Source organism: Haloarcula japonica DSM 6131 (assembly GCF_000336635.1).
GTDB lineage: Archaea > Halobacteriota > Halobacteria > Halobacteriales > Haloarculaceae > Haloarcula > Haloarcula japonica.
The window spans coordinates 24,686-49,819 of the sequence record NZ_AOLY01000033.1 but is presented as its reverse complement, the minus strand read 5'-3'; the positions used below and the strand labels follow the sequence as shown (position 1 = coordinate 49,819).

Annotated in this window: 19 protein-coding genes and 3 pseudogenes; 8 read left to right on the top strand and 14 right to left on the bottom strand. The window is 55.5% G+C overall.

All coding sequences use genetic code 11. The annotated features are described in order from the left end of the window. Window positions 1-22: 22 nt before the first annotated feature. Genes C444_RS09710 through C444_RS09690 form a run of 5 tightly spaced genes read right to left on the bottom strand, consistent with a single transcriptional unit; the run spans window position 23 to window position 6,416 of the window. Window positions 23-1,339, bottom strand: coding sequence for an ABC transporter ATP-binding protein (locus tag C444_RS09710; RefSeq protein ID WP_004592583.1), 1,317 nt, complete (start codon window positions 1,337-1,339; stop codon window positions 23-25). After that, window positions 1,332-2,387, bottom strand: coding sequence for an ABC transporter ATP-binding protein (locus tag C444_RS09705; protein WP_004592582.1), 1,056 nt, complete (start codon window positions 2,385-2,387; stop codon window positions 1,332-1,334). Before C444_RS09705 ends, C444_RS09710 begins: the two co-directional genes overlap by 8 nt. After that, window positions 2,384-3,559: an ABC transporter permease gene (locus tag C444_RS09700; protein ID WP_004592581.1), complete on the bottom strand. Its 1,176-nt coding sequence runs from the start codon at window positions 3,557-3,559 to the stop codon at window positions 2,384-2,386. The genes C444_RS09705 and C444_RS09700 overlap by 4 nt, the downstream gene beginning before the upstream one ends. Then, complete coding sequence (locus C444_RS09695; protein WP_004592580.1) at window positions 3,559-4,527, bottom strand: ABC transporter permease; 969 nt, start codon at window positions 4,525-4,527, stop codon at window positions 3,559-3,561. The genes C444_RS09700 and C444_RS09695 overlap by 1 nt, the downstream gene beginning before the upstream one ends. Further along, window positions 4,524-6,416, bottom strand: coding sequence for an ABC transporter substrate-binding protein (locus C444_RS09690; protein WP_080509698.1), 1,893 nt, complete (start codon window positions 6,414-6,416; stop codon window positions 4,524-4,526). The genes C444_RS09695 and C444_RS09690 overlap by 4 nt, the downstream gene beginning before the upstream one ends. Window positions 6,417-6,694: 278 nt before the next feature. Here C444_RS09690 and C444_RS09685 point away from each other — a divergent pair, with 278 nt between their 5' ends. Then, complete coding sequence (locus tag C444_RS09685; RefSeq protein ID WP_004592578.1) at window positions 6,695-7,999, top strand: acetamidase/formamidase family protein; 1,305 nt, start codon at window positions 6,695-6,697, stop codon at window positions 7,997-7,999. A gap of 21 nt (window positions 8,000-8,020) precedes the next feature. Here C444_RS09685 and C444_RS09680 read toward each other — a convergent pair whose 3' ends face one another. After that, on the bottom strand, window positions 8,021-8,281 hold the full coding sequence (locus tag C444_RS09680) for a ubiquitin-like small modifier protein 1 (RefSeq protein ID WP_004592577.1): 261 nt from the start codon (window positions 8,279-8,281) through the stop codon (window positions 8,021-8,023). 234 nt (window positions 8,282-8,515) lie between these two features. Between C444_RS09680 and C444_RS09675 the strand changes: the two genes are divergently transcribed. Then, window positions 8,516-9,082 (top strand): hypothetical protein, encoded by a 567-nt coding sequence (locus tag C444_RS09675; RefSeq protein WP_004592576.1) that lies wholly within the window; start codon window positions 8,516-8,518, stop codon window positions 9,080-9,082. A gap of 51 nt (window positions 9,083-9,133) precedes the next feature. On the opposite strand, the gene C444_RS09670 is transcribed toward C444_RS09675, so the two are convergent. The 5 genes from C444_RS09670 to C444_RS21255 all read right to left on the bottom strand — a co-directional run bounded on the left by C444_RS09670 (window position 9,134) and on the right by C444_RS21255 (window position 15,722). Continuing rightward, the gene (locus C444_RS09670; protein ID WP_004592575.1) at window positions 9,134-9,901 is read right to left on the bottom strand and encodes a LolA-like protein; all 768 of its coding nucleotides are present in this window, start codon (window positions 9,899-9,901) and stop codon (window positions 9,134-9,136) included. A 306-nt stretch (window positions 9,902-10,207) separates the two neighbouring features. After that, window positions 10,208-10,723, bottom strand: coding sequence for a metal-dependent hydrolase (locus tag C444_RS09665; protein WP_004592574.1), 516 nt, complete (start codon window positions 10,721-10,723; stop codon window positions 10,208-10,210). Window positions 10,724-11,301: 578 nt separating this feature from the next. Then, a complete protein-coding gene (locus tag C444_RS09660) occupies window positions 11,302-12,564 on the bottom strand; it encodes an RNA-guided endonuclease InsQ/TnpB family protein (protein WP_004592573.1) in 1,263 nt (420 codons plus the stop codon). A 962-nt stretch (window positions 12,565-13,526) separates the two neighbouring features. Next, window positions 13,527-14,666: a glycosyltransferase family 4 protein gene (locus C444_RS09655; RefSeq protein WP_049909390.1), complete on the bottom strand. Its 1,140-nt coding sequence runs from the start codon at window positions 14,664-14,666 to the stop codon at window positions 13,527-13,529. Between the two features lie 84 nt (window positions 14,667-14,750). Next, window positions 14,751-15,722: an endonuclease I-EndH gene (locus C444_RS21255; RefSeq protein ID WP_004592571.1), complete on the bottom strand. Its 972-nt coding sequence runs from the start codon at window positions 15,720-15,722 to the stop codon at window positions 14,751-14,753. Between the two features lie 339 nt (window positions 15,723-16,061). Between C444_RS21255 and C444_RS09645 the strand changes: the two genes are divergently transcribed. The 4 genes from C444_RS09645 to C444_RS09630 all read left to right on the top strand — a co-directional run bounded on the left by C444_RS09645 (window position 16,062) and on the right by C444_RS09630 (window position 19,914). Then, on the top strand, window positions 16,062-16,298 hold the full coding sequence (locus C444_RS09645) for a hypothetical protein (RefSeq protein WP_004592570.1): 237 nt from the start codon (window positions 16,062-16,064) through the stop codon (window positions 16,296-16,298). A 91-nt stretch (window positions 16,299-16,389) separates the two neighbouring features. After that, complete coding sequence (locus tag C444_RS09640) at window positions 16,390-17,652, top strand: sulfatase (RefSeq protein ID WP_004592569.1); 1,263 nt, start codon at window positions 16,390-16,392, stop codon at window positions 17,650-17,652. After that, window positions 17,649-18,830, top strand: a complete 1,182-nt coding sequence (locus tag C444_RS09635) for a glycosyltransferase family 4 protein (RefSeq protein WP_004592566.1) — start codon at window positions 17,649-17,651, stop codon at window positions 18,828-18,830. The genes C444_RS09640 and C444_RS09635 overlap by 4 nt, the downstream gene beginning before the upstream one ends. Before the next feature lie 4 nt (window positions 18,831-18,834). After that, window positions 18,835-19,914, top strand: coding sequence for a glycosyltransferase family 4 protein (locus C444_RS09630; protein WP_004592564.1), 1,080 nt, complete (start codon window positions 18,835-18,837; stop codon window positions 19,912-19,914). A gap of 74 nt (window positions 19,915-19,988) precedes the next feature. On the opposite strand, the gene C444_RS21820 is transcribed toward C444_RS09630, so the two are convergent. Beyond that, on the bottom strand, window positions 19,989-21,341 hold the full coding sequence (locus C444_RS21820) for a hypothetical protein (RefSeq protein WP_152420803.1): 1,353 nt from the start codon (window positions 21,339-21,341) through the stop codon (window positions 19,989-19,991). Between the two features lie 334 nt (window positions 21,342-21,675). Between C444_RS21820 and C444_RS21250 the strand changes: the two genes are divergently transcribed. Next, the gene (locus C444_RS21250) at window positions 21,676-22,752 is read left to right on the top strand and encodes a glycosyltransferase family 4 protein (protein ID WP_004592562.1); all 1,077 of its coding nucleotides are present in this window, start codon (window positions 21,676-21,678) and stop codon (window positions 22,750-22,752) included. 233 nt (window positions 22,753-22,985) lie between these two features. Here the strand turns inward: C444_RS21250 and C444_RS09615 are convergent. Both C444_RS09615 and C444_RS21245 read right to left on the bottom strand, forming a co-directional pair. Continuing rightward, window positions 22,986-24,163 (bottom strand): annotated as a pseudogene (locus C444_RS09615) (ISH3 family transposase). A gap of 104 nt (window positions 24,164-24,267) precedes the next feature. Then, window positions 24,268-24,683 (bottom strand): annotated as a pseudogene (locus C444_RS21245) (IS1595 family transposase); the annotation flags it as partial. Window positions 24,684-24,903: 220 nt separating this feature from the next. On the opposite strand from C444_RS21245, the pseudogene C444_RS21240 reads away from it, so the two are divergent. Beyond that, a pseudogene (locus tag C444_RS21240) lies at window positions 24,904-25,128 on the top strand (nucleotidyltransferase family protein); the annotation flags it as partial. Window positions 25,129-25,134: the final 6 nt, after the last annotated feature.

The window sequence follows — 25,134 nt, the reverse complement described above, 5'->3', positions numbered from 1 at the left end:
ACAGCGGCATTTTCGGTGCAGTTCAGTCTTCTGGCGTTGCTGAATCCCCTCTAGACTGTCGCCTGCCATCGGTATCGGCTAAGTGACAGGCAGCGCGGTGACCGTCCGTGACCAACACCGATGGCGGTTCCTCTCGGGCACACACTGTCGGAAACGCCTCGACGAGGAGTGCGTGTGCGCGGTCGGCCTCGCCATCAAGTACGAGGTCGAGTGCGTCTTCGACAACCCGGTCTGCCCGGCTATCGGCGAGCGTCTCGGGCATGTCGAACTCATCGCGTATCGCCTGTCGAGTCTGGCGGTCTGTGACTTCCTCAACTGCGACGCCGGTCTCGGCAGCGACGAACTCCCGGACGGTTTCGTGGTCGATTCCCTCTTTATCGAGTCGGTGCCTGAAATCGAGTACTGCCCGCCAAACGGACTGCTCGAAATCGTACGCATCAGGTGGGATGACCTTCGGACACCGCGTGTGGAAGCAACAACCATTCGGCGGGTCTACTGCCGACGGGACGTCACCGGAGAGGATGATGCGGTCGCCACGCGCTCGTGGGTCGAGCGTCGGTATCGACGAGACGAGCACTTCAGTATAGGGGTGTGACGGCGCGTCGAACAGTCGCTCGGTCGGCGCCGTCTCGACGATTTCGCCGAGGTACATCACCGCGATACGGTCGCAGATTTCCCGGATCACGCTCATGTCGTGGCTGATGACGATGACGCTGAGGTCGAACTCCGACTGGAGGTCCCGGAGCAGCGAGAGGATGTCGGACTGGACAGAGACGTCCAGCGCACTCGTCGGTTCGTCGGCGATCAGCAGATCCGGGTTCAACACGAGCGCCCTGGCGAGCGCGATTCGTTGTTTCTGCCCCCCGGAGAACTCGTGGGGGTACCTGTCAATGTCGTCCGCGGAGAGGCCAACCCGTTCCAGCAGGTCCGACACTACCTCGCGTCGTAGTTCTCGGTCCGTCACGCCGTGGATTATCAGCGGTTCCGCGACCGAATCCCCAATGGACATCCGCGGGTCGAAACTGGCGCTGGGGTCCTGAAAGATCATCTGCGCCTTCCGCCGGAAGGCTTTGAGTTCGTCGTCATCGAACGCCGTCACCTCCCGGCCGTCGAACCGAATAGACCCAGACGTCGGTTCGACCAACCGCAACAGCGCCCGGGCGGCGGTCGATTTCCCACAGCCGGATTCGCCGACGATACCGACTGTCTCCCCGTGGTCGACCGTCAGGTCGATGCCGTCGACAGCTTTGACCCGGCCGACCTCCCGCTTGAGGATACCCTCGGTGACCGGGAAGTGCTTACAGAGATTTTCGACCGCCAGCAGCGGCGGCTCACTCATCGGTGCGCTCACCTTTGTGTCCGTTCTCCACTATGGCCGGGTCGCCGTTCGGGCCGTAGTGGATACAGGACGCTGCTTGTCGGTCACCGAGGTCGTAGAGCGGCGGCTGGTCGCCAGTGAGACAGGCGTCCCGGGCGTACGCACAGCGGTCGGCGAACCGACAGCCGGCCGATACGTCGTGAAGATCGGGAAGCGTGCCCGGAATCGTGTCAAGATCTGTTCCGCGTCCGGGGAGACAGTCGAACAGGGCTTGCGTGTACGGGTGGGCCGGCGACTCGAACACGTCGTAGACGCTCCCGCGTTCCATGACAGCCCCCGCGTACAGCACGACAACCCGGTCGGCCACCTCGGCGACGACTCCCAAGTCGTGCGTGATAAGCAGTATCGACATCCCGAACTCCGACTGGAGCCGCTTGAGGAGGTCCAGCAACTGGGCCTGGATGGTCACGTCCAACGCGGTCGTCGGTTCGTCAGCGATCAAGAGGTCGGGATTCGCCGCGAGCGCCATCGCGACGGCGACTCGCTGTTTCATCCCACCGGACAGTTCGTGGGGATATGCGTCGTAGTGGCTTGACGCGTCGGGGATGTCGACCCGGTCGAGCAGCGTCACCGCACGCTCTTTGGCCTCGGCGTTCCCGATGTCTTCGTGTAATTGGATGGCTTCACGCACCTGCCACCCGACCGTGTAACAGTGGTTCAGCGCGTCCTGTGGGTTCTGGAACACGTGGGCAATGCGGTTCCCGCGGACCGCCCGCAACTGCCGCTTCGAGAGCGTCACCAGGTCGCGGTCATCGAACGTGACCGATCCGTCGACGATTCGGCCAGGGGGCATCGGAATCAGTCGAGTCAGCGTCTCCGCAGTCACCGTCTTGCCGCTCCCGCTCTCGCCGACGATACAGACTGTCTCGCCCCGGTCGATATCGAAGGAAACGCTGTCGACGGCCCGGAGCCGACCCGCGTCCGTCCCGAACTCGACGGTGAGGTCTCGAACAGACAGGAGCGGGGCGCTACGTGACGGACTCGTCGAGGCCTGGCGCTGGTCGCTCATGTGTTCCCCTCCGAGCGCGGGTCCAGCGCGTCCCGCAGCGCATCACCGACGAAGTTGAACGCCAAAATGCTGAGAAAGAGAAAGACGCCAGGGATCGTTGAAACCCACCACGCCGACCCGAGGTCGGACCGCCCGGCCGCGATTGTCTGTCCCCAGGAAGGGATCGTCGGGTCACCGAGCGAGAGAAACGCCAGCCCGGCTTCGAACAGGATGAGGCCCGGAATCAACAGCGTCAGGTTCGTGATAACCGTCCCAGAGACGTTGGGGAGGATGTGTCGGCGGATGACGTGTCGCGCATCCGCGCCGGCACAGCGAGCCACCTCAACGTACTCGTTTTCGGACCGCTGGAGCGCCGCGCTCCGAACCAGTCGCGCGGTGCCACCCCAGCTGAGCAGCCCGAACACCAGAATGAACATCAGCAGGCTCCCGCCGAACAGATAGATGAGGAGGATATACAGCAGGAACGATGGAAACACCTGCTGGATATCGACGTACCGCATTAGGACTTCGTCGACCAGGCCGCCGAGATAGGCGGCAACGGTCCCGACGGTTGCACCGATGCTGATGATGAGAAACGACGTGATCAGGCCGATTCGGATGGAGACCCGCATCCCCAAGACGACCAGGGCGAGGATGTCCTTGCCCTCACCGGTCGTCCCGAGGGGGAACGTCCAACTGCCGTGGCACTGCCCGTTGGCTACCCGACCGGCGCACTGCAGCGGGACCGAGCTGTCGACGGCCACGTAGACCGGCGGCTGGTAGCTCTGTATCAGTTCAACCGACGGTTTCCCGACCAGCAACGGGCCGACCAGCCCGAGGGTGAACAGGAACACCAGATAGCCAAGGCTGACAACGGCGGCACGGTTCTTCCGGAACTCCCGCCAGTAGTGTGCGGCCATCCGCCGATTCGTCCACAGCGGGACGAGAATATAGAAGCCAAACAGCAGCAGCGACAGCGTGAACAGCCAGTCTAACTGCGTGATGTCCCAGCCATCTCGCAACACGGGGTTCGGGTCGAAGAGGGGTGACGGACGGAGGTAATCGTAGGCGAACAGGGCCGCGAACACGAGCAGCGACGCGAGGAACCCCGTCGTTTGGCGGGTGAGCCCGACCCCCCGGTCGGCATCCCAGTCGATGTCCTCGAACTGACGGCGGGGCGTATCCGAACTCATCAGCGATCACCGTAGTCGATTCGCGGGTCGAGGACAGTGTATGCGATGTCCTGAAGCAGGTTCCCAACGATGGCGATGAATACGCCGATCAGCGTCGTTGCGAGCACGAGCGGCGTGTCCTGGTTCTGTATCGCACGGAAGCTCAACTGCCCGAGCCCGGGGATGCCAAACACCACCTCGACGAGATACGAACTGGCGATGAACAACCCCAGCAGGTCGGCCACAAGGATGGTCGACAGCGGGACAGCGGCCGGCCGGAAGACGTGTCTGAGCAGTATCCGTCGCTCAGAGGCACCTTTGGCCTTCGCCGTCTTCGTGAACGTCGCCTGTACATATTCCAGCGCCTCCGCGCGGGAGTAGCGCGCGAGACTAGCAATCGAGCCCGTGGTGAGGACGAACACTGGGAGAACGAGCTGTCTGGCGTTGGCCAGACTGAACACGGGGACATCAGGGTCGAACACGATGGGGACGAGGTCGAGATGGACGCCGAAGATGACCAGCAGGATGATCCCGAACCAGAAGTTTGGGATAGCGTAGCCGAAGAACGCGACGAACGTCGCCGCGTAGTCGAACTTCGAGTACTGGTGGGTTGCCGAGTACAGCCCGACTGATAGCCCGAAGACGACGGTCAGCACGCTCCAGGGAACCGAGTACATGACCGTGTACGGCAGCGCGTCCATGATGGCTGCAGTCACGGGCTGGCCCCGAGAGGTGCTGTACCCCCAATTAAACGTCGCCATGTTCGTCATGTAGTCGATGTACTGTCGCCACAGCGGTCGGTCTAACCCCCGCCGCTGTTCGTAGGCTTCCCGTGCGGCCTCCGCGTCACCGCCCGAGACGGCCGCCTGGAACTGAATCGAGGCGAGCGTCTGTTCCTGTGTCACCAGCAGCAGCGCCCAGGTGATCGAGAGGATGATGAACGTGGCGACGACCGCCCAGAGCAACCGGCGGGCGACGTACCACCTCATCTATCGAAATAGTATCGCTGGTAGTCCCACCCACTGGCGAAGGTGTCGCTCGGCCCGACGAGGGGGTCCTGTGCCCCCGTGATGTCAGACTCCATCAGCAGGAACCCGAATGGCTGCTCCCGGGCGATCTGCCGGAACACCTGGCCGAACAGCTCCCGACGCTCGGTCTCGTCGACGGTTCGGGATGCCTCCGCGTACAGTTCCGGGATATTTGATTCCGGCACGTAGCCCGTGTAGTTGGCGTTCCCTCGTTCCCGGAAGAACGTCACGCTCGAACTCGGCGTTCTGGGATACGTATTGAACCCCAGTACGACCGACATATCCCACGGTTCCTGACTGACGGAGACATCTCGCGGCCCGCCGTTGAACGTTCCGGAGCTCCAGGAAACGTTTTCGCCCTCCGGCGGCGAGTTAGACGCGTACTGTTGCTGAAACGTGTTCCCGGGAATCGTCTCGATCCCGATACTGATTCCCAGATTGGACTCGACCTGCTGGCCGACTAGTTCCGCCAGGGTCTGATTCGTGTTGCTGGCCGAGCTAGCGTACAGCGACAGCGTAACAGGGTCACCGTCGGGATTGAGTAGTGTTTCCCCGTCGTATTCGTACTCCGTTCCCTCGATGCCCTGTTCCATCCGCGTTCGCGCCGGCTCCGACCCCTGGAGGTCGCCAGTCCCGAACGTGTATTCCTGTATTTCCTCCTCGGCGTACCACTTCGAGAACCGCGGTTGCATCGTGTAGGCCGGGTCCGCGAAGCCCCGATAGAGGTTCTCCGCGAGTGTCGTCTTGTCGATGGCACAGGCGAACGCCTGACGTACCGGGATCTCCCGAAACAGTTCCCAGCCGTTCGCGCGCATGTTGTATTTCAGCGCCTGAACGAACGGTTGTGGCTGTACGTAGACGTCGATGTCCTCGTTTTCTTGGAATCCCTGTGCGTTTCGTGGTGGTATTCCCGCGATGGTCACCTCGCCGTTCCGGAGCGCGTTGAGTCGCGAGGACTCTTCGGGAATTACTTGGACCGTATACGATTCGAAATACGGGACGTTGTCCCATTGCTCGCCCAGTTCGTCGACGTCGCGGAGATAGTAGTCGTCGTTTCGAACAGTGACGTACTGGGACTCGCGTTCCCACTCCTCGTACGTATACGGCCCCAGGTTGCCGGTGTACTGGAGTGTGTTGATTTCCTCGTCCTGTCGAAGCCCCTCCGCGTCCTTGTCTGGAACGTACTTCTCCAAAATGCCCTTCGGGAGACACAACTGGCCCCACATAATCGGCTTGAGCGGGAACGTCGGGTCGACTTCCGGAAGTCTGATCTCGAAGGTGAGCGTGTCCACCTGCGCTACCGGAATCGGTTCGCCCTGCCGGAACCAGTCTCCGGCGTTCGTGTACCCCGCCCAGTTGTCTTCGCCCTGGAAAACGTTCGTGATCATATACACCCAGTCTTCGGCGGTCATCTGCCCGTAGCCACCGCCCCACTGGAGATTGTCCCGGAGCGTGATCCGGTAGGTCTGTCCGTCCTCCGTCGACGGTTCCGCCCACAGCGGGAAGACGTTCTGGTCGTTGTCGACCGCCCAGGCGCTGTCCAGCGTGAGGTCGATGTACGCGCCGGATGCCGTGTCGTTGACGTACAACCAGTTCAGCGAGTTCGCGTCCGACCCGGCGACGGACGTGTACGAACCAGATACCGTCCGTGAACTCGGATTTTCCGCCGCGTCGGCCGCGTCTGTGCCCCCGCTATCATCATCGCCGTCACGATCCGTCTGCTCCGTGCCCCCGCCAAGGAACCCGTCACACCCCGCGAGTGCCGTGGCCCCGCCGACGCCGAGCACGTGCAACAAGTCTCGCCTGTTCGGTCGGTAAAGCCCACCCTGATACTTATCCGTGGGTGACATTGACTATCAAGAAGTATCCGATATGAATAAGTATCACTGCTACTTTAGGAATCAATTCACCTTTATCAATAAACGCGGATATATAATATAACGGTATTTAGTGGGATGATTTTTCTCGTTACTGGAGCTTTGTTCTGTCGAACGGACTGACTCATTTGATACAATCTAGCCATCAGAGTGAGGTGACAGCACGGGATGCTTCCGAGAGCAGAGACGACGCTAGAGCCACTCGCACCCACACCATAATTTATTCTCGTATAGACCGTGCTTGAGATTGTATGTCAGAGCAAATCCAGCAGGAGCTCGACGTTGACCGTTTTACGCTTGGACTCGTCGGACCGGATCAGGAATGGGCCGGCACGGTGGCCGACGGCGGGACCGTACACACGCACACGCCTCCCGCGTGCTGGGGACCAATGATCACCCCCGAATTCCGTGGCGGCCACGAGGTGACACGGCCGATCCGGGTCGAGAACGCCGAACCCGGTGACGCGCTCGTCGTCCACATCAAAGACGTCGAGGTGACGAGTGTCGCAACAAGCACGGGCAGCATGGCCGAACGCGAGGGCGCTTTCGGGAGCGACCCGTTCGTCGACCACCGATGCCCGGAGTGCGGGACCGAGTGGCCCGACAGCGTCGTCGAGGGAACCGGCGAAGACGCGATTCGGTGTGCGGAGTGTGGGGCTAACGCCTCGTCCTTTGGCTTCGAGTTCGGGTACACCGTTGCCTTCGACGAGGACCGCTCAGTTGGGCTCACGGTCGGCCCCGATGGTGCGGCGGACCTCGCGGAGCACGCCGACGAGGCGATGGCACTGCCTGACCACTCCCGGCAACACCCGATTTTGCTGTACAAGCCCGACGAAATCCCGGGAACGCTCGGACACCTCCGACCGTTCATCGGGAACATCGGCACGACGCCGTCGGTCGAGTTCCCCGATTCACACAACGCCGGCGACTTCGGCCAGTTCCTCATCGGCGCCGACCACGACTGGGGCCTCGCCGACGAATCGGCACTGGACGCCCGAACAGACGGCCACATGGACTCGAACGATGTCCGGCCCGGCGCGACGCTCATCTGTCCCGTCGAGATAGATGGCGCGGGCCTCTACGTCGGGGACCTGCACGCCAACCAGGGCGACGGCGAACTCTCGCTTCACACGACCGACGTGAGCGGTCGCACTGAACTCGAAGTCAGCGTTATCAAGGACCTCGACATCGACGGCCCGCTCCTGCTCCCGAACGAGTCGGACCTGCCGGATATCGCGCAGCCGTACACGGACGCCGAGCGGGAGGCGGGCGAGGCCCTCGCCGCCGAACATCATGTCGACGACGTCGTCGATGCAGCGCCGCTCCAGATAATCGGGTCCGGTGCCACAATCAACGACGCCACCGAGAACGCGTTCGCACGCGCCGGGACGCTCTTCGATATGTCAGAGGGTGAGGTCCGAGCGAGGTGTACGTTCACTGGCGGCGTCGAAATTGCTCGACTACCCGGTGTCGTACAGCTCTCGATGCTCGCCCCGATGGACCTGCTGGAAGAACGGGGACTCGCCGATACCGTCCGCGAACAGTACGATATCTAACAGCACAGCGTCCGTGGGTGGTCACCCACCGCGCATCGCCGGAAAAAGTTCAACCGATGCGCCAGGCGGGACCTGCTCGTCACGGTCAGCACTGGCGCCGTCGACCATCACCCGCACACTCGGTCGGAGGGCACCGTCCGCATCGACCAGTTGTGACTCCGCCCGCGGGTACGCGTCGACGAAGGCCGTAATCACAGCTCCGACAGTGTCACCATCGACTGGGACATCGGCCGTCTTCGCCCTTGTTGCCGCCCGGAGCGGCCCGTACACGGTCACTTCCACACCGGCCAGTCAGACCGCAGGCAGCAAAAAGATACGTCCTCCTTCAATGTCGCTGCTGGATATACACGGATTCGCCGACAAGACAGCCCGAGCACATCGGATACTCCGCCCCGGTTTGCAGCAATACTGTTACAACCCGAGCCGGAATCAAACGTAGAGTAGCCGGCTGCGATGACAGATTGCAAACATACAGAAGAGGTTTACAACCACAGTTGAAACCGAACAACTGCTACTATGCCCTCCAAGCAAGCCGTCAGTAGCCTCGGGAGTCTGCTCGCTGTACTCGGACTCGCCGGGGTCGCAACAGCACAGCCTACAGCCCCGGGTGGGGGTGTGAGCCCAGCTCTTAGCGTCGTCATCCGCTTCGGTGTCGGGTTCGCCATTCTGGCAATCCTGGGCGCCGCAGCCGCCGCTATCAATCCGAAGTACACGACAAACGCCGTACGGGAGATTCAAGACGACCTCGGCGGCGCAATCGGCTGGGGTGTCCTCGTCGGCATTTTCGTCCCAATCGGGCTGGTGATACTCGCCCTGACAGTTATCGGCGCGCTGGTCTCGATCCCCGGACTGCTTCTCATCGGCGTGCTTGGTATCATCGGTACCGGCATTACTGCCGTCTGGGTCGGGAACTCCGTTATCGGCGATGACGGAACCGTTAGCGCGATAGATGGCGTCGCCGGCGGACTGTTACTGGCCGTCCCCTTTGCGATTCCAGTCGTCGGCGGCCTCCTCCTCAACCTCATCACGCTCGTCGGCCTCGGTGTCGTCGGACGTGGGCTGTACGAGGACTGGGCGGACTGAGCCATCTGCGCCTGCTATTGAGCGGTGTCTCACTGCTACTGGTGAGTGGGTTCAGTTCGCACCGGGACAGCCGAGTTCGTAGGTGTCGTCGTACACCTCCGGTGGGATCGATATTTCAGTCGGTTCGTCGTAGTCAGTGTATCTGAGCGTAATTGTCGCGGTTGCGGTCGCTCCCCGTTGTGAGATTTTTATTGTGAGTTCCGATTTTACTGGCCGGTTCGTTTCTGGATCGAGCCAGAGTCGCGCTGTCGCGTTCTCAAGCGAGCCGCGGTTGAGCTCCATGTCGCCAGCCTGTCGGCGATTCATCAGTGACTCGATGGTCTCGGCGCTCGGGGATGCCGTAACGAGAACAGTCCGGTTGCCGTCGAGCGTCGTGTTGCCCCGCCAGTAGACGTTCGAGCGGTCGAAGAGCAGTACTTGCCGATGGAGCGGCGTCGTGGTCGCCCACGGCTCGGAGCGCGAGACGTTCTCGATGGCGTAGCCACCCCAAGGGTCCTGACAGCCCTGGTACGCTCTGTACCGGTCGACATAGGATTCGACCGTTTGGTCTTGCGTCCGTGTCGTCGCTTGCATCCGTTTTGCGGAGACGTTTACCGCACCATCGCCGTCGACTCTCACGGTCCGCGATTGCTCACCATCCGACGCTGTCACATGCATCTCCATCTCGAATCGGTACGCTTCGATGGCGGCGACGGTGCTGTTCGCCTCCTCGACGGCCGCGACCGCTCGTTCGTCGCTCGGCGGCGGACTCTCACCCAGGAACGTACCACACCCGGCAAGGAGGGAAACGAGACATACGGCGAGGACCAATCGTCGCATACAGTGTTCTCGCTCGCCCGTCCGTCTAAAACCTCATGGGTCCGATTCGTGACAGCCCAACAGCTGAAAACAGCGCCCTCGCTACACCATAGGGCAAGCTCCCGGTAGAATATGGTCACTGCGTCGTCAGTAACTCCAGTTTCCCGTTTACGCGCATAGGTCGCAAGTAGGTGGAGAAACAAGCACAGAATGCGAGCGAACAGGCCGCTCCGCTTGGGACTGCTGTAGGTCTGGTAATTGTTTCCGAAGAATCCTGATTTCCGACCTGACATGCAGTACTCTGGCTCTAGCGTGGTGCCGACACCGCTATCTACTGTCGAGTTGGGCTTGCAGGTCCACGACTAGCACGTACGCCACCAGCGTGAGGACGAGCACCGAAAACCCAGTCCAGAGATGCAGATTCACCGCGCCCTCGCCGACCCACTGTGGGACTGGCGAGCGTGCGACGGGCGGCTGGAGCGGCCAGAGTAGGTCCGACGAGACGTACAGGTTCGGCGGCAGGATTTGTTGATTATCGGCTACCAGATGTGAGAGGTGGGCGAACGCAAACGCCGTCCCAAGTCGGGCCCGGTCCGTTCGGACTGCGTACGCGATGACGACAATCGAGAGCGGAATTGCGAACGGGAGCGAGTGCATAAACACCCGACCGGAGGGGATGAGATGGAGTTCGTACGCTAGCGGCTTGTCGATGAGATCCGGGAACTGGCTGCCGAAGAACGTAACCGCGACCAGCTGGAGCGACGGGAGCTGTCTGTCCCGGAGGAGTGCGTATACTGCGACAGGGAGGAGGGCGATGATGAAGTGCTCGCTCGGGAGGACCATTCTCTGGGTGGTAGTGCTGAGGTCGTGTGCGAAGAAATGCCTTGTGTGGGATTCGGTTTTGCGTATGCCATTGCGTCTAGGTACGCAGTCCACACCGCTCGCCTCACAGAGAACGCTGTGAGTGTTGTTTCGGGTTGTTGCATGGAGACCTGATTTCTGTGCCGCTATCGCTGGGACACACCCCACCGTGTCCAGTGTCGTTGGGAATGCAGTCGCTTTGGCTGTGTTGTCCCGATATTAAAGTCTGCCTCTCCCACCCCACTGTGTCCAGTGTCTTTGGTAGCAGTTGGTCCGTGTTTGGAACGGTGTCTCTCTTTCGAGGGTAATTGCCAGAGAGGCTACGCAGCTACCGCCGTGGGTGATGCTCTGGGGTGGGTCTTGCGGAGATACATTTGATGTAACGTGTGCAGGTCGCTCTATGACCGACGGGAAGCCTGTCCCGGACACACCCGACACCGAGTGTACTGGCTAGTTGCCAGTACTTGGGTGACAACTGCTCGTCTCAGACACACCTCACACCGAGTTTGACATCCTCCCACGGCTGAAGTCGTGGGATTCCCACGTTGGGATATTCTGGTTTACGAGACAACCTGTTCTTGTGGGCGTACTCTGCCCGTGGATTTGTCGAACAGGCGTACCGATGGCTGTGCCAAACAGCCGTTACTCCTATCCTGTGACGGACTTGGAGTTACCGTCGCTCGCATATTCTCCGCCGCGTTCAAGTCACTATTGGCGACCAAGTCGCAGCCCTCACAGATGTACAAGCCACGTTCCACACGGTTCGAGTCAGCTTCCTTGCCGCACTCACAGCACGTTTGTGAGGTCTTCAACGCTGCTTCATCGACGCGCTCCACGCTAATGCCGAGTTCTTCAGCCTTGTACTCGATGTGACTAAGAAGCGTCTCGAAGGCCCAATCGTGCAACCGCTTGTTACCGTGGCGTCCCCAATCAGAGTCATCACGGATGTTCTTCGGGTGGCCAACCGCTATCCTGCCGACATCACGCTCTGCACACTGTTCAACAATGTCTCTCGACAGGGCGTGCAAGAAATGAGCTTGTCGTCGGGACTTCTTTTGACGTGCCCACTTTGCGTGGTCGCTCGGGCCGTTCTCACCCTCTGTATCGTATTCCTTCTGGCGGAAATAGTGAGCATCTTCTTTCAGGGCGTTGCCCGGATACAGTAGCGTCTCGTCACCGACAGAGAGGGCTGCCGTGTTGCAGATGCCAAGGTCGATACCTGCGGTCTTCTCGCCGGGTGATTCAGGGTGGTCAATCTGTATCTCACAGACGAAATGCAGTTCCCACTGTTCACCAGTCCAGACAGAGCGCACAGTCTGGACGCTTTCAACATCTTCGAGTGTTTGCTCGTCTGTTTGAATCGTGTACTCGCAGAGGATGTAGTCGGCGGCGTACCGCGATTCTTTCATGTTCGTCCCCTTGGAGAGGCGAACGCGGTTGTAGTTTGTATCTATCTTGAAGCCCTGATTCTTCCACGTCACGGTCGAGCGTGGGTGTTCGTCGCCGTGTTTGCGGTAGCCGGGCGGGTTCGCGTCGGGATCGTCCTGCTTGTACCACGAGACGAACGCCTCACCGAGCTCTTGGAAAACTCGTTGGCTGGACTGCGAATGCAGATCCGCATAGTGTTCGTGATTTTTGAGGTACGAACAGAGTTCATCGGCACCTGGAATGTGACCGATAGCGTCCCACACGCGAGAGATTGTCCACCGCCCGATGTTCCAGAGTTTGCTGGCGGCGAAGCCATGCGAATCGAGGTCGTCAGAGACTTGCGAGTGGTTGATGAGACTCGCTTTGAGTGTCCGAGTAACGACCTGATTCGACACACGTAAGCATAGTAATTTTGAATATATAATTGTTCGGATTACTGCTCTACGTGGAATATCCAGCCGTGGCTATGGGTGTGGATTGGTTCCGAATTGTCGGATTCTTCCCACCCCTGAAGGGGTGGGCTTTCTCCTCGCTACCACTGTAAGCTCAGAATCTCAAAGGGACTTTGATGAACGTCGGATGGGCCGGATTCGGACGTAATAAAATCTGACGGTTGACCGGACCGAGACAAAAGCCGTGAAACTGCGGACTAAACAAAGTATGCGACCTAACTGCTGCCTTACAGTGGTCTGCGAATAGCTTTCCCAGGCACACACCACGTACCGAGTGTACTGACAACTGACTATGGCTGACAGAGGGGTGCTAATCAGCGCCACATCATGAGCCGAACGGCAACTGTGGACCTTCGGGTAGTCATTCAATGCTTACTGCCTGAGCTGATTTTCAGCAAGAAGCGCATGTTGTAGCCCACCCATAGACACACGTCACCGTATCAAATGTTCTGGGCATTTGGGATGCATGTGACTCCGGGAGTGACAGACACAGGATTTTCAGTGTGTTCTGGTAACACAGACAATTGTTGTCGGAGTCTGAGACACACACCTACTTGCAAGTTAGTTCGAACTCGGCTAAGTTCATGTCTGGCTCCTAATCAAGTACGGTTGTACGCAATCAGAGCTGCCAGCAGATCAGATATCAGGTCAGCACTAACTCGAAGCCAAGTGTGTCTCTTTCGATTCTAGTCTATAACAGACCTCGTGTCGGTCAGTAGTATCCTGAACTAACTTGGAATTGGGTGTGTCATTACCAGAGTCGAAGTTAGTATGGAAAGGCTTCTACTGCTGTTTTTCTATCAGTATACTCCCTAACAAACTCGGAATCCGATATGTGAGCGCTCATTCGATATAAAAAACCTAGGTGTGGACAGAGTGCAGTTCCGGTGTCGCTATGGCTCAGTTTACCACGATCCATCTATTGCCTGCCGATAGACGGTTTCGGCCTGATCAGCTACTGCATCCCAGTCGTATTGTTCCGCACGTTCGACAGGGTTAGCCGATGGGCGCTCGCCGCCGAGGGCGGCGTCAAGTCTCTCTGTGAGCGAGTCAACAGTTGGGTCCACGAGAAAGCCCGCGTCACCGATAACTTCGCCTGCCGCCGAATCCGGGTGCTCCGCAGCGATCACGGTACAGTCAGCAGCCATTGCTTCAACGAATGTAATTCCGAATCCCTCTCTGGTCGAGGGAGACGCGAAAATGTCCGCAGCGCGCATATGCCCGAGCACGTCCTCGTAGTCGTCGAGAAATCCCAGCATCGAAACGCGGTCGGCGTGGGTCAGTGAGTCGCGTTTCCTGTCGAGGCGGTCACGCTCAGGCCCGTCGCCGATGATACCGAGCGTGACAGCATGCTTGTCGGCGACCCGGTCAAAAGCCTCCAGCAGAATATCAACGTTCTTGTGCTCGATCAGCCGACCGGCGAAGACGATATCGTACCCCTTGTCGGGCTGTGTGGCAGTCCGTACTTGCTCGGTGTCGAGCCCGTTGGGCACGACCTCAATGTGCTCGCGAGCCGGACCGATTGCAGCGAGGTTGTCCGCAGTGATACCAGACACTGCGATCGGATGCTGGGGCGTCCTGGCGGTCAGTTGCTCGGTGATCTTCCCACCCGGAGCGAGCACTCCGAGGTACTCCTCCCAGTACTCGCCCCAGACCTCATGCCAGGTTGTGACGACGGGCGTGCTAGTCCCAAGGCTAGCAAGCTTCGTTGCGAGCACTGGAAAATACGGGAAGACACTAGCGATCGCAAGGTCGTGTTCATCGTTGGTGAGGCGTTTACGGAGCGGGGGCAGTGCGCGAACTGCGAAATCGATAGCCTCAGTGATGGACCGCCGGTCGTCTTCGTAGAGTTCTGCTTCAGGCGCGACTGCGCGCAGGGTCATCCCCTCGTGTGTGGTCTCCGGTGGGCCGTCCCAGTAGTGGCGACCATAGATGGTGACCTTATGGCCTTTGTCGGCGAGGCGAGTGCCGATTTCGTGGATGCGCTTTTCGGCACCCCCGGTGATGAACGGATAAATCACATTACTTACAAAACAGATATCCATCACTATGTGAATATCCCTTCTAATAGAACCTTCTTGAATACTACGTTTCGGTGGAGAAAATAGACAGACCCAAATCAGGCCGAATCAGGTATCAGGTTCGGGAACTGGAAATTTGTAGTCATATTGAGGAAGATGATTTACCCGTCTGAAATCCTCAAGGAATTTTCGTGCATCGTAATCCCTGAGTCTGATATATTGACCTGAACCATTGTCGACTCCTTCCTGTGTGACAGTGTAGTTGTCGTACCCAAGCCTATCGACTTCTGACTGAAGCAAGGCGACACCGCTTTCTGTAAACCCATGGGTTGCAAAGCTGACTCGTGGTGCACCTCTATCACGGATTGAACAGTTCCCATCTCCCCAGTACCAATGGAGGAATGCCGTTCGATTCAAAGTGAAATTTTCAGGGACAGTCTTAGAATTATTGCCTGTGCGCTCTTCATACCAGCTCTCATACATACGCTCAAAAGCTGGCTGTGGACGCGAACTGATTGTCCAAGATGTGTACGCTTCTTCACCGAGTGCATTCGAACGAGTGTAAACGTTCGGCTGCGCATCAGGGAACAGTCGGTCGGGAAGCATTTGTATAAGCCGTTCTGCGTGGGCCCGCGTTGTCGTCGAAAGTTGGAAGAAGCAATTTCCAGGTTCTTGCCGATGGAGACAGCCATCGCCTAAGAGTTCTCCCTGAATAATCGATATTTGTGCAGGAGTATATCTGACATCGGTCCGTTGTGGGCTCGGTGGTGCACATGGGATATCGGCATTTTCCAAATAGTGCTGAATTGCAGTAACTGACGTTTTATATCGATCAGCAATCGTCTGGATGTCGTCGTCATGCTCTACATACTGTTTGACGAGTTCGCCAACACAGTCTTCAAGCTGAATGTATCTGGGCCCTCCGTTTCGCATTTCAGTATCGTGTTCGTGAAGTCGTCGCTGGATTGTTGGCGGAGAGACGTCGAAGACATTAGCAATCTCGCGAAGCGATTGTCCCGACTCGTACCGATCTATGATTTCATCTGTGTGTTCATCAAGCCACTCAAACCGTTCCGACATTATTGGCCCACCTCCAGCGGTTGACCACCGCTGTTAGCAATATCTTCAGTGGCTTTAATTATACTGTAGAATCTACCTTCTGGGCATTCCGGCCCGAATTGGCAGGTGATCTGTACGACAGGTTCTTGTGCTAATCTCTCTGTAGTTCTCATGCTTCGTCTGTCCTGGCGAAGCGCGGCGGTCGGTGTTCCAGCACCGGCCCCATTTCTAGAGCAGACCACGCTTCTTGTTCTACTAGACAGACGACAAACACTTATCTTTTGCGGAATAAAACACTTAGCAATATACTGGGACAATCACAGAGCATTTTGTCCTTTGGGTCGTAGATGCCTGTCACTGATGGTCAATCAAAATTACGAACCCAATGATCGGGAGGAAGTGATCCTCACCTTGTTCAAACAAGGACGCACCGACGACAACCCATGGGGACGCGTCAACCCGCTCTACCTCCGTCAGCACTCCGATCTTGACAAGGGACAAGTGGAGTATGCGCTTCGAAACCTCACAGCTGCTGGCTGGATCAAACAACTAAACAAAGGCGGTCTGTACGAGTTCGTTGACGACCCACGGAGCTAATGCCCCTTGACATTCAGTCACCTGACGAGTAGGGTGCAGTAATTACTAGCTTCGGAAGAATAAAATCATATCCCGAAAAAGGGTCGGATACATGACTGCTTCCCCGCGGAACATAATCTTGCTTTCTGCGGACGCACTCCGAGCGGACCACCTCTCCTGTTATGGGTACCACCGCGAGACATCACCCGTACTGGACGAGTTCGCAAAGGAGAGCATTCGGTTCGAGAACGCATACAGTGCGAGTTCTCACACACGCGAGGCCGTGCCGGCACTGTTGACCGGCGAATACCCTGATGTGGCGATCAACGATAGCTACCGGCTTGCGACAGAGACAGTAGCCACCCAGCTTTCGGAGGCCGGGTTCGAGACCGGTGGATTCCATTCCAATCCGTTCGTTTCGAGAGCATATGGATTCGATCAGGGCTTCGATGAGTTCGATGATGATCTTCATTTCGGCCAGCACAAACTTGTCGCTCTAGCCCAACGGGCACTAGATAAGCTACGAAATCGCCATTATGCCCGTGCCGAAGAAATCAATGAGCGGTCGCTGTCGTGGATTGATTCGCTGGGTGCAGATGAACCGTTCTTTCTCTGGAATCACTATATGGACACCCATGGACCGTATGAGCCACCAGAGGAGTACGCAACACTGTATGCAGATAGGAAATTGGCCGGCCGCGATGCCCAGTCGCTGTATCAGCGTGCCATTGATGAGCCGGACTCGATTACCGACGAGGAACGTCAGTTGTTGATTGACCTGTACGATGCTGAGATTCGTTACAACGACAAGCATATCGGTGAGTTTCTGGAGGAACTCCAAAACAGAGATTTGCTGGAGGATTCGCTAATCGTAGTTACGGCTGATCATGGGGATGCGTTCGGTGAACATGGATACTATGAGCACCCGCGGTATCTCCACGATGAAATAACGCGCGTTCCTCTGTTCGTTCGGGAGCCCGAGAAGGCGGATAGGACGGTAGAAACGCCGGTAAGCACATTAGACATCGTGAGTACATTCAAGCAGATTATCGGGCAGGATATCGATTCCGAGCGTGTGTCGTTGCTAGACCAATTAGAAGGTGACCGTACAGTGTTTCTCCAAGCCCGCGGTGAGGACGAAGATAATCACATTCGTCGTTACGCCCTTCGGACCCGAGCAGGTGCCTGCTTCTGTGAGCGTGATCGGGAGACGGGAGCTATTGAGTTTGGAGAGTGTACGGACTCATCGTTGAGCGGGGAGTTAGAGGAGCACGTCAACGGACGGGTCCGCGTCGAGAATGGAGAATCGGTGGGGATTGACGATGAGGTTGACGAAGAGATCGAACGGCGACTCGATGCGTTGGGATACAAATGAGCGATTCGTTACGGGTCTGTTTACTCTCGAAGCAGTTCCCACCCGGAGTGGGTGGCGCGGAGACGTATGCGTACGAGCTCGCGAATGGGCTTGGTGAGCGCGGACACGATGTCGACGTGTACACCCAGTGGGTCGACAGCCCGGACGAGGAAGTGGATGTTCACGAGAACGTATCAGTATATCGGATCTGTGGTGCACGGCGCAAGCTTGTCACGTTTGAGACGCTGTGGTTTAGCTACACAGCACGACGGAAAATAGATTTCGAGGCATACGATATCGTTCACGGTACGATGATGCCTGCCTCAACAATCGCAGTGACAGCATTCGATGACATTAGGACGCCCGTAGTATTGACAAGTCACGGGACGTCAATCGGGGAGGCAAAGGCGGTCGCGCTAGAGACGCCCGCAGACTACTTACTGAAGTACTTTTTCCATCCGATGAACGTCGTGATGGACTACGTGGCGAGTCGTGCCGCTGATAAAGTGATTGCGATCAGCGATCACGCTTACGAACAGCTGACGACGAGCTACCGGCTTAGTGAGGACGGTGTTGAGATGATTCCCCACGGCGTGGACACGGACCGGTTCTATCCCCGCCAAGAGCGGCATCCAGCTGCTGATTCAGAGAATATGTCGTTACTCTACATTGGACGACTCGGCGCTCGGAAAGGACTTGCCCTAGCATTGCGGGCACTCGCGCGAGTAGAATCCGACGGAGTAGAGTTTCTAATCGCCGGTACCGGTCGGCATGAAGATCGACTCCGTAAGTTGGCACAGGAGTTAGAAATTCAAGAACAGGTGCGTTTCCTCGGGTACGTTGACGAGGCTGATCTCCCAGAGCTGTACTCTTCTGCCGACGTATTTATTCTCCCGTCAAAATATGAGGGATTCGGACTTGTGTTGCTTGAAGCGATAGCCTGTGGGACGCCGGTGATCGGCGCGGATGCTGGTGGAATTCCTACGGCGGTTGATGACGGTGTAGATGGATGCGTGGTGGAGCGAAACGAAGATTCGTTAGCGGATACAATCGAAGAGATGATACAGGACGATCAGATGCGAGAGGAAATGAAAATATCAATTCAAGAAAGAGAGTCACGTTCGTGGGATCGAGTGATCCAGAAGACTGAACACGTCTACTCTGCATTCACACGGGCGAGAACGGAGGAGAAGGCTTGATTGTATGACTGTTACACGTGACTCTATTACTGACTTCGTTAGAACCCTTGAGGATGATATATCTCGAGTCGCCATTTGCGGGACATCGTATAGCGATATTGGTGGCGTCGCACGGGTGATTGAACAGCAAGCTATCGAGTTACGAAATGGAGGTTACGACATCGATATATTCACGCTAGAGGGGACAAGAAAGCCACCAGAAGACGTCTCCCTCCACGCCCTCGGTCATTTCGAGACAAGCCCGTACAAAGAGGTCGATAAGCTACTTACGCTCGCCAGTCCCAGTGCTCTCAACTTCGTCCGGTCGGCAAATCGTTTTGATTTGATTATCACACATCGATTTCCGTTCTCGACGCTTGGGCATATGGCCAAGGTGATTCACAACGTCCCTTATGTTTACTGGTCGCATCCGTCAGGGTCGTCAGACGAACTCTTCGAAGGGTTGGCCCACGCCTGGGCACGGGTCCAGCATCACCTCGAAACACAAAACTATGCCGTCAGAAAGGCCGATTACCTCTGTGCGGTGAGCGAGGAATCGGGAGAGTATATTGAGGCGAAGACTGGACGTGAGGCAGTCGTCGTTCCAAACACGATCACTGAGTCACGATTTGGAGACGTTGCAGATGAGAAGAAAATTAACGAACAATTTGGCCTCACACCTCATGATACCATCGTACTCCATGTTGGACGGATTTCTCCACGCAAGAACATCCATAGACTAATAGAAGCATTCCAAGCGGCCACGGAAGGGGAGGCCGAGTGTAAACTCCTCCTTGTCGGTGAAGAGAGTATGCCAGAGTACTCCGACCGTGTCCGAGAACTGGCGGACGATGATGTCGTCCTGACGGGTTTTGTTGACGATAAGACACTCGCGGGGATTTATAATAGGAGCAACGTCTACGCTACCTGTTCACTTTCGGAGGGATGGGGGCTTCCGCTCTCTGAGGCGAGTTACTTCGATTTAGAGATCGTAGCCTTCGAGTCGATTCCTGCGGTAAACTCACTTGATGGGGCATATCCGGTTGTTAATGAGGACTACGATGAATTCAGAGAGAAACTATGTGAGAAAGTAAATCGGGACTAATCACATATCCCTTGTCATTCTTCCATAGATTGTGGTTTCTGTTAGGTTTAATGTTGTAATATGGTGAAATCCATCTAACATCTGTTTAGCCTAACTCCACCAGTTGTATATATTTTATTTAAGGGAGAATCTTTGATTGATAACCCATCTCTTTCCACGAAAGTAGTATTACTACAGATATCTCGTCTAACGCTATATGTATTCCCTGTCGCACTCCAAAGCCCTTTTTCATGAACGCGAATTATCCGCCTATCATACGTACTTGCCCATTCCGAGGCAGACCACTGTTGTGCAGTATAGTGTCCCTCTCCGATTGGAGGTTTATGACTAATATCTGTAATTAATAGATTTGGTGGTATACTGGCCAAGTTCGGTATGATGAGTAATACTGCTATTAGAATTACACCAATTGTATGCCGGCTCGCTTGATCTTGAGGCAGCTTGGATATAGCGACCGCTCCCAAGAGTGGAACGATAAATATTAATAACCGAATCGGATCCAGTGGGAGGACTCTGCCAAGTACGAGCGTGGACGCATACAAAACACCTAAAATACCTACAAACACAAACCAGCCCACTTCCCACCCCTCGTTTTTGGTGTTAATAATCCGCCACAGGGAGTAAATAGTGAGAGCTATCAGACTTGCTGTTAATGATGTGGATAGCAGGGAGAAAAACCCGCTAGAACCAGTATCTATACCTCCTCCAGTTAAACTAGATGTATTCCCTGAAAGAGATTCTAACATACTGCTCAGGATCAAACTGAAGAATCCTTCACCTGCATAAAGGGGTAGTGTCAATACAAACATTATGAGAATGAGGATGGTGTTCCATTTGGGCCTGAACTGTGTCTTTTCTAGCCGTACTTGAAGATGATTAGTAAATAGGTGGTCTCCAACATATTGCGTGATTGGAATGCCTATCCGCCAGCATACAAGACCGATTAGCAAGAAAAGTGCTGTAGCATGATGTGCATATGCGACCACACCAAGAACACCAAGCGCAATGAGACGTTGACTTTTGGTCTTGCATCTCGGTAGTAGGAAGAATAAGAAAAAAGACAGCGTAACTGCGAGTATTTCGTCAACAAATTTGGTCTCAAACCCTAGAAGGGTTCGGGTGGAAGCTGCAATAACAGCAATTACGAGTGCATTCGATGTTCCAACCTGTCGTCGACACGCTACAAAGAGGAACAAAGGGATGAGCCCTGTTGTAAATGGTATATATTTAGCGGTTCCTTCCAGTGAGTTCCCGGTAAGAGTAGAGACGAAACTAGTAAGTGCATATGTCGCAGGATATGATCCTGATTGAATGATTGAGGTGACTTGACCAGCTGCGAATTGATGTAGTGCGGGTAACGAGTAAGTATATGGATCGTATCCCCACATGCCAATCTCGACTGGGTCAATAATGAGAAGTATTGGCACTGCGGGGGTTACTACAACATATAAGATAGCAGTTTGTATCCCGGGTTTAACTTTTAGTGCATGGATTATTGGGATTAGATATATAACAGATAGGAGAAAAAAANAAAAAAATGTGGAATCGGGTCATAGGCAATCGAGAAAAGCCTCCAAGAACCGTTACCGATAAAACAATAAGGTATAAAACTAGCAGTACTCTCTGACGCATTATTGACTATAATACTGTGTGCTGGCTTGAATCTGATGTTTATCTATAGGAGATTCCAAACGTTCTTTGCTAGAACCTATTCAGTCCGACAATTTGATTGATAAAAGGTACCGTAGTACTACTTAGCGCATGAAAATTACAGCTATCAGTCGGATGGACTGGACACACCCGTCTGCCGGAGGGGCAGAAACATATCTGAAGGAGATATTGTTCCGACTTACCGAGTCACACGACATCACACTCTTCTGCTCGAAAGGCGAATCTCTCCCAGACGAAGAGACAATTAACGGGGTTCGGGTGATTCGTTGTGGCGTTCGTACAGATGATGTAGCTTATATCAACCAGTCATTTATCGCATACCGATATTGTCGGGAACAAGTTTCGGATGACGTCTTAATCGTCAACGGCGCTTCACAGCTCTATCCGCTGTTCCAGTCAAAAGACCGTGTTGATATTTATCATCTTTTTGGAGGACGTGATTCGCTCAAAGGAGGAATCAAAAATAAGCTCAAATTCGGTCTCGAATGGCTGGCGATGAGACTCCCCAAAGGTAGACAGATAGCAGTTAGCGAAAATCAGAAGAAGAAAATTGAATTCCAAACACCGCAGAAGATTAGCCGTGTAGTTAATGGCGGTGTTGATTATAAACAATTCGCTGGAGACGTTGAAGAATTTCACAAACCGACGCTTCTACATTTAGGACGACTTGGTGCACAGAAAGGGACCGATATCGCAATCGAAGTACATCGACAAGTTCAGCAACAAACATCTTTTGACGTTGATTTCCACATCTGTGGAACAGGAGATATGGATGATCTGGCTCGGCAACATGCAGCAGAATCGGAAACCACTACGTATCACGGATACGTTTCAGAGGAAAAGAAAACCGAGTTAATGCAGCGGTCGTGGATCCAATTAATGCCGAGTCGATCCGAAGCTTTTCCTCTGGTCGTACTGGAAGCTAATGCTGCAGGCACACCAGTTATCTCATCCGACATCCCTGGATTTACTGATTCCATTGAAAACGGAGTCAACGGTTTTCGATGTGATAGTGGAGAGATGGTTCAAACAAGTATTGAAATCCTAGAGGACAGAGAATATCAACAACAACTGAGTCGTTCATCTCAGAAGTATGCTGAACAATATAGTTGGGAGAGGACAGCAAAAGCAATTAATGAGGCGGTTCAAAACCACATATCATCCTAAGTCTTGGAGTGAATTGTGGCCCTGAGGAGGTTTTATAATTTCGTTCGTCTTGAACTATACTCAGTACCTCACAAAGTATCGCCAGTTAACCGGACCTGAATCACCTGTTCTATTGAGATGAGTCGTCGATAGTGGTCGAAGAACGCTATCAAAGGGGGAGTGCCACTGTCGGCGGCGATCACCCGCCGACGCGGCAGCGTTGCCACTCACAAGTCGACGTTCCTGCCTAGTGATTACCGGTAGAATCGGTCATCCGGTGGCCGGTCCGCGGGGACGGTCCGACGCACTGCGAGGGCCGTCCACGCTGCACGACACAGCATATTGATGAACTCCTCGAACGACAGGACCAGAGGCGATTCCCGCCACGGCGGGGCATCGCCACATACTCCCAATGGAGATACCGCTAAATATTCTGCAAGAGTAGGCTCACCACGACGTACAACAGCCGTATAACCTGATTCTGTGTCGTGGTCGTCACGATACTTTGTTCGGAGAGTCGGTAGCTGGCCTCGATACCGAAGCGCTTCGCGTGGTGGTATCGAGCATCTTGTCGTGTTTCAATGAACGGCGCGTCAGCGGCGTAGCCGTGACGCGCCACTCCGTGCTCGCCGTACAGTCCGTTTTGATAGGTACGGTCGATATAGATGGGAAACTTGGCGGTACAGCTATGACTGTCGAGTTTCCCTGTCAACTCATGTTGGATGACGCGGATCCATTCTTCCGAGAGTTCCTGCTTAATTGTTTATCCCACTGGACGGTGAGCATCGCATACGCGTAGTTGTGAGCGTGGAGGAGCGTGAGACACTTGCTATCGTAGAATTCTCGGTCAAGATAGACGGCCTTGACCTCAGCGTCAAGGCCGTCGAGGAGACCAAGAAACTTAGCGAGGACACTGCTGGCGGTGTCACCGTCAACGAGACGGCGCACCTCCAGAGTGTATCGTTACTTTTCACACGCGCGTATAGTGTCGTGTAGGCGTGGAATGCGGTGGTTCCACGCTTTGCTTCTGAGTGGTAGAGGCCAATTGTCTCATCCTCGTTACCGTAGTAGGGCCGCAGGTGGAGGTCTGCGACGACCTCCGCCTGCTCGGGAAGACTCTCTAGAACATCCTTTTTCAGGAGTGCGTTCCCGACTTGTTCAACCGACGTTAGGTCGAACTTCTCGTGGAGGTGGTACAGTGTCGTGTTTTAGTGGTGGAAGTCTTCACTGGTCTCACAGAGTTTAGATACCGAAGTCCCATCGGCGCAAGCGCCGACGAGGATCCCGTAGATATCCTTATTGTCGATTTCAGCATTAGCGCCGAGCCGAGTGGAACTTCCGCGCCAAGCGTGTTGACGAGGAAATTAAGAAGCTATTCTTCGTAGATTTCACCGCCTGCTTGTTTGGTCTTAGATACACCTTCAGCAAGCAGACCTCTCAACTAACCAGCTTTGTGAAGTACTGACATTATGAACGCTCATGCGTAGCACATTGTTGATTTCACAGGGTCGCTCGAACAGCGTGCTTGAGAGCGTCTCAGTCGGGCTTCCGAAACAGTTTATTTCATAGCTGAAAGGCTCCCAAATACTGTGTCAACTTGTCTTTGGAGATACCTCGGTAGGGCGAGAGCCACTGTCGGACTTGCGACGCGTAGTTCTCGCAGGTGTTGACGCGTACTTCGCCGTCGGCGTATTCTCCGTCGGTGTGGACGACGTATTCGCGGTCGAACTCATCGTCGTCCTCTAGCGGATTATATGCTTGAAAGCCGTCGGTATAGACGGTGAGCGACTCCTGCTGGCCGACCGCCAGCAGGAGTCGAATCGTCGATTCGCTGCAGTTTTCGCCGGGATCACATACCGCTATTTGGTGCCACGGTCAGCGATAATAAAAATGGGTGGCTTGTCGCCGCTATGCAAACCGCGTTCGCGCGTGGACAAGCCATGCGAGCGCGACTCAAAACTCGGCGTGCCCTTCGAGGAACTCGGAGAGAAACAGTGTAGTAAGCCGACGCATGATTCTCGATGAGAAGGCTTCTGTGTGCACAGCAGTTGCCCCCTCATGGCTCTCGAAAAGAGGCCTCGATAAGCCGTCGCTGTCAGGTGGTTCTTCTCCTGGCTAAAGACGGATGCATCAAAGACATTATGTCAGTGCATTTCGACACTAAAGTTACGAATGAAAGCTGTCATCTTAGCCGCTGGGGAAGGCACAAGATTTCGGCCGCTCGCCGAAGACAAACCCAAAGGCATGGTCGAAGTCAGCGGAAAGCCGATTCTAACCCGCTGTCTGGAAAAACTTGCCGAGTTGGGTGCCGGCGAATTCAGTATTATCTGTGGCTACCTCAAAGATGATATCTTCCAGCACTACAGTAATAAGGTCGACGAGATCTCAATCACCTACTAAAGA

Excerpts from the sequence above, each read along its gene's own strand:
- C444_RS09695 (WP_004592580.1), bottom strand. The coding sequence starts at position 4,527 with ATGAGGTGGTACGTCGCCCGCCGGTTGCTCTGGGCGGTCGTCGCCACG.
- C444_RS09630 (WP_004592564.1), top strand. The coding sequence starts at position 18,835 with ATGACTGTTACACGTGACTCTATTACTGACTTCGTTAGAACCCTTGAG.
- C444_RS09710 (WP_004592583.1), bottom strand. The coding sequence starts at position 1,339 with ATGAGTGAGCCGCCGCTGCTGGCGGTCGAAAATCTCTGTAAGCACTTC.
- C444_RS09665 (WP_004592574.1), bottom strand. The coding sequence starts at position 10,723 with ATGGTCCTCCCGAGCGAGCACTTCATCATCGCCCTCCTCCCTGTCGCA.
- C444_RS09675 (WP_004592576.1), top strand. The coding sequence starts at position 8,516 with ATGCCCTCCAAGCAAGCCGTCAGTAGCCTCGGGAGTCTGCTCGCTGTA.
- C444_RS09645 (WP_004592570.1), top strand. The coding sequence starts at position 16,062 with ATGGTCAATCAAAATTACGAACCCAATGATCGGGAGGAAGTGATCCTC.
- C444_RS09655 (WP_049909390.1), bottom strand. The coding sequence starts at position 14,666 with ATGGATATCTGTTTTGTAAGTAATGTGATTTATCCGTTCATCACCGGG.
- C444_RS09640 (WP_004592569.1), top strand. The coding sequence starts at position 16,390 with ATGACTGCTTCCCCGCGGAACATAATCTTGCTTTCTGCGGACGCACTC.
- C444_RS09635 (WP_004592566.1), top strand. The coding sequence starts at position 17,649 with ATGAGCGATTCGTTACGGGTCTGTTTACTCTCGAAGCAGTTCCCACCC.
- C444_RS09670 (WP_004592575.1), bottom strand. The coding sequence starts at position 9,901 with ATGCGACGATTGGTCCTCGCCGTATGTCTCGTTTCCCTCCTTGCCGGG.
- C444_RS09700 (WP_004592581.1), bottom strand. The coding sequence starts at position 3,559 with ATGAGTTCGGATACGCCCCGCCGTCAGTTCGAGGACATCGACTGGGAT.
- C444_RS09690 (WP_080509698.1), bottom strand. The coding sequence starts at position 6,416 with ATGTCACCCACGGATAAGTATCAGGGTGGGCTTTACCGACCGAACAGG.
- C444_RS09705 (WP_004592582.1), bottom strand. The coding sequence starts at position 2,387 with ATGAGCGACCAGCGCCAGGCCTCGACGAGTCCGTCACGTAGCGCCCCG.
- C444_RS21255 (WP_004592571.1), bottom strand. The coding sequence starts at position 15,722 with ATGTCGGAACGGTTTGAGTGGCTTGATGAACACACAGATGAAATCATA.
- C444_RS21250 (WP_004592562.1), top strand. The coding sequence starts at position 21,676 with ATGAAAATTACAGCTATCAGTCGGATGGACTGGACACACCCGTCTGCC.
- C444_RS09685 (WP_004592578.1), top strand. The coding sequence starts at position 6,695 with ATGTCAGAGCAAATCCAGCAGGAGCTCGACGTTGACCGTTTTACGCTT.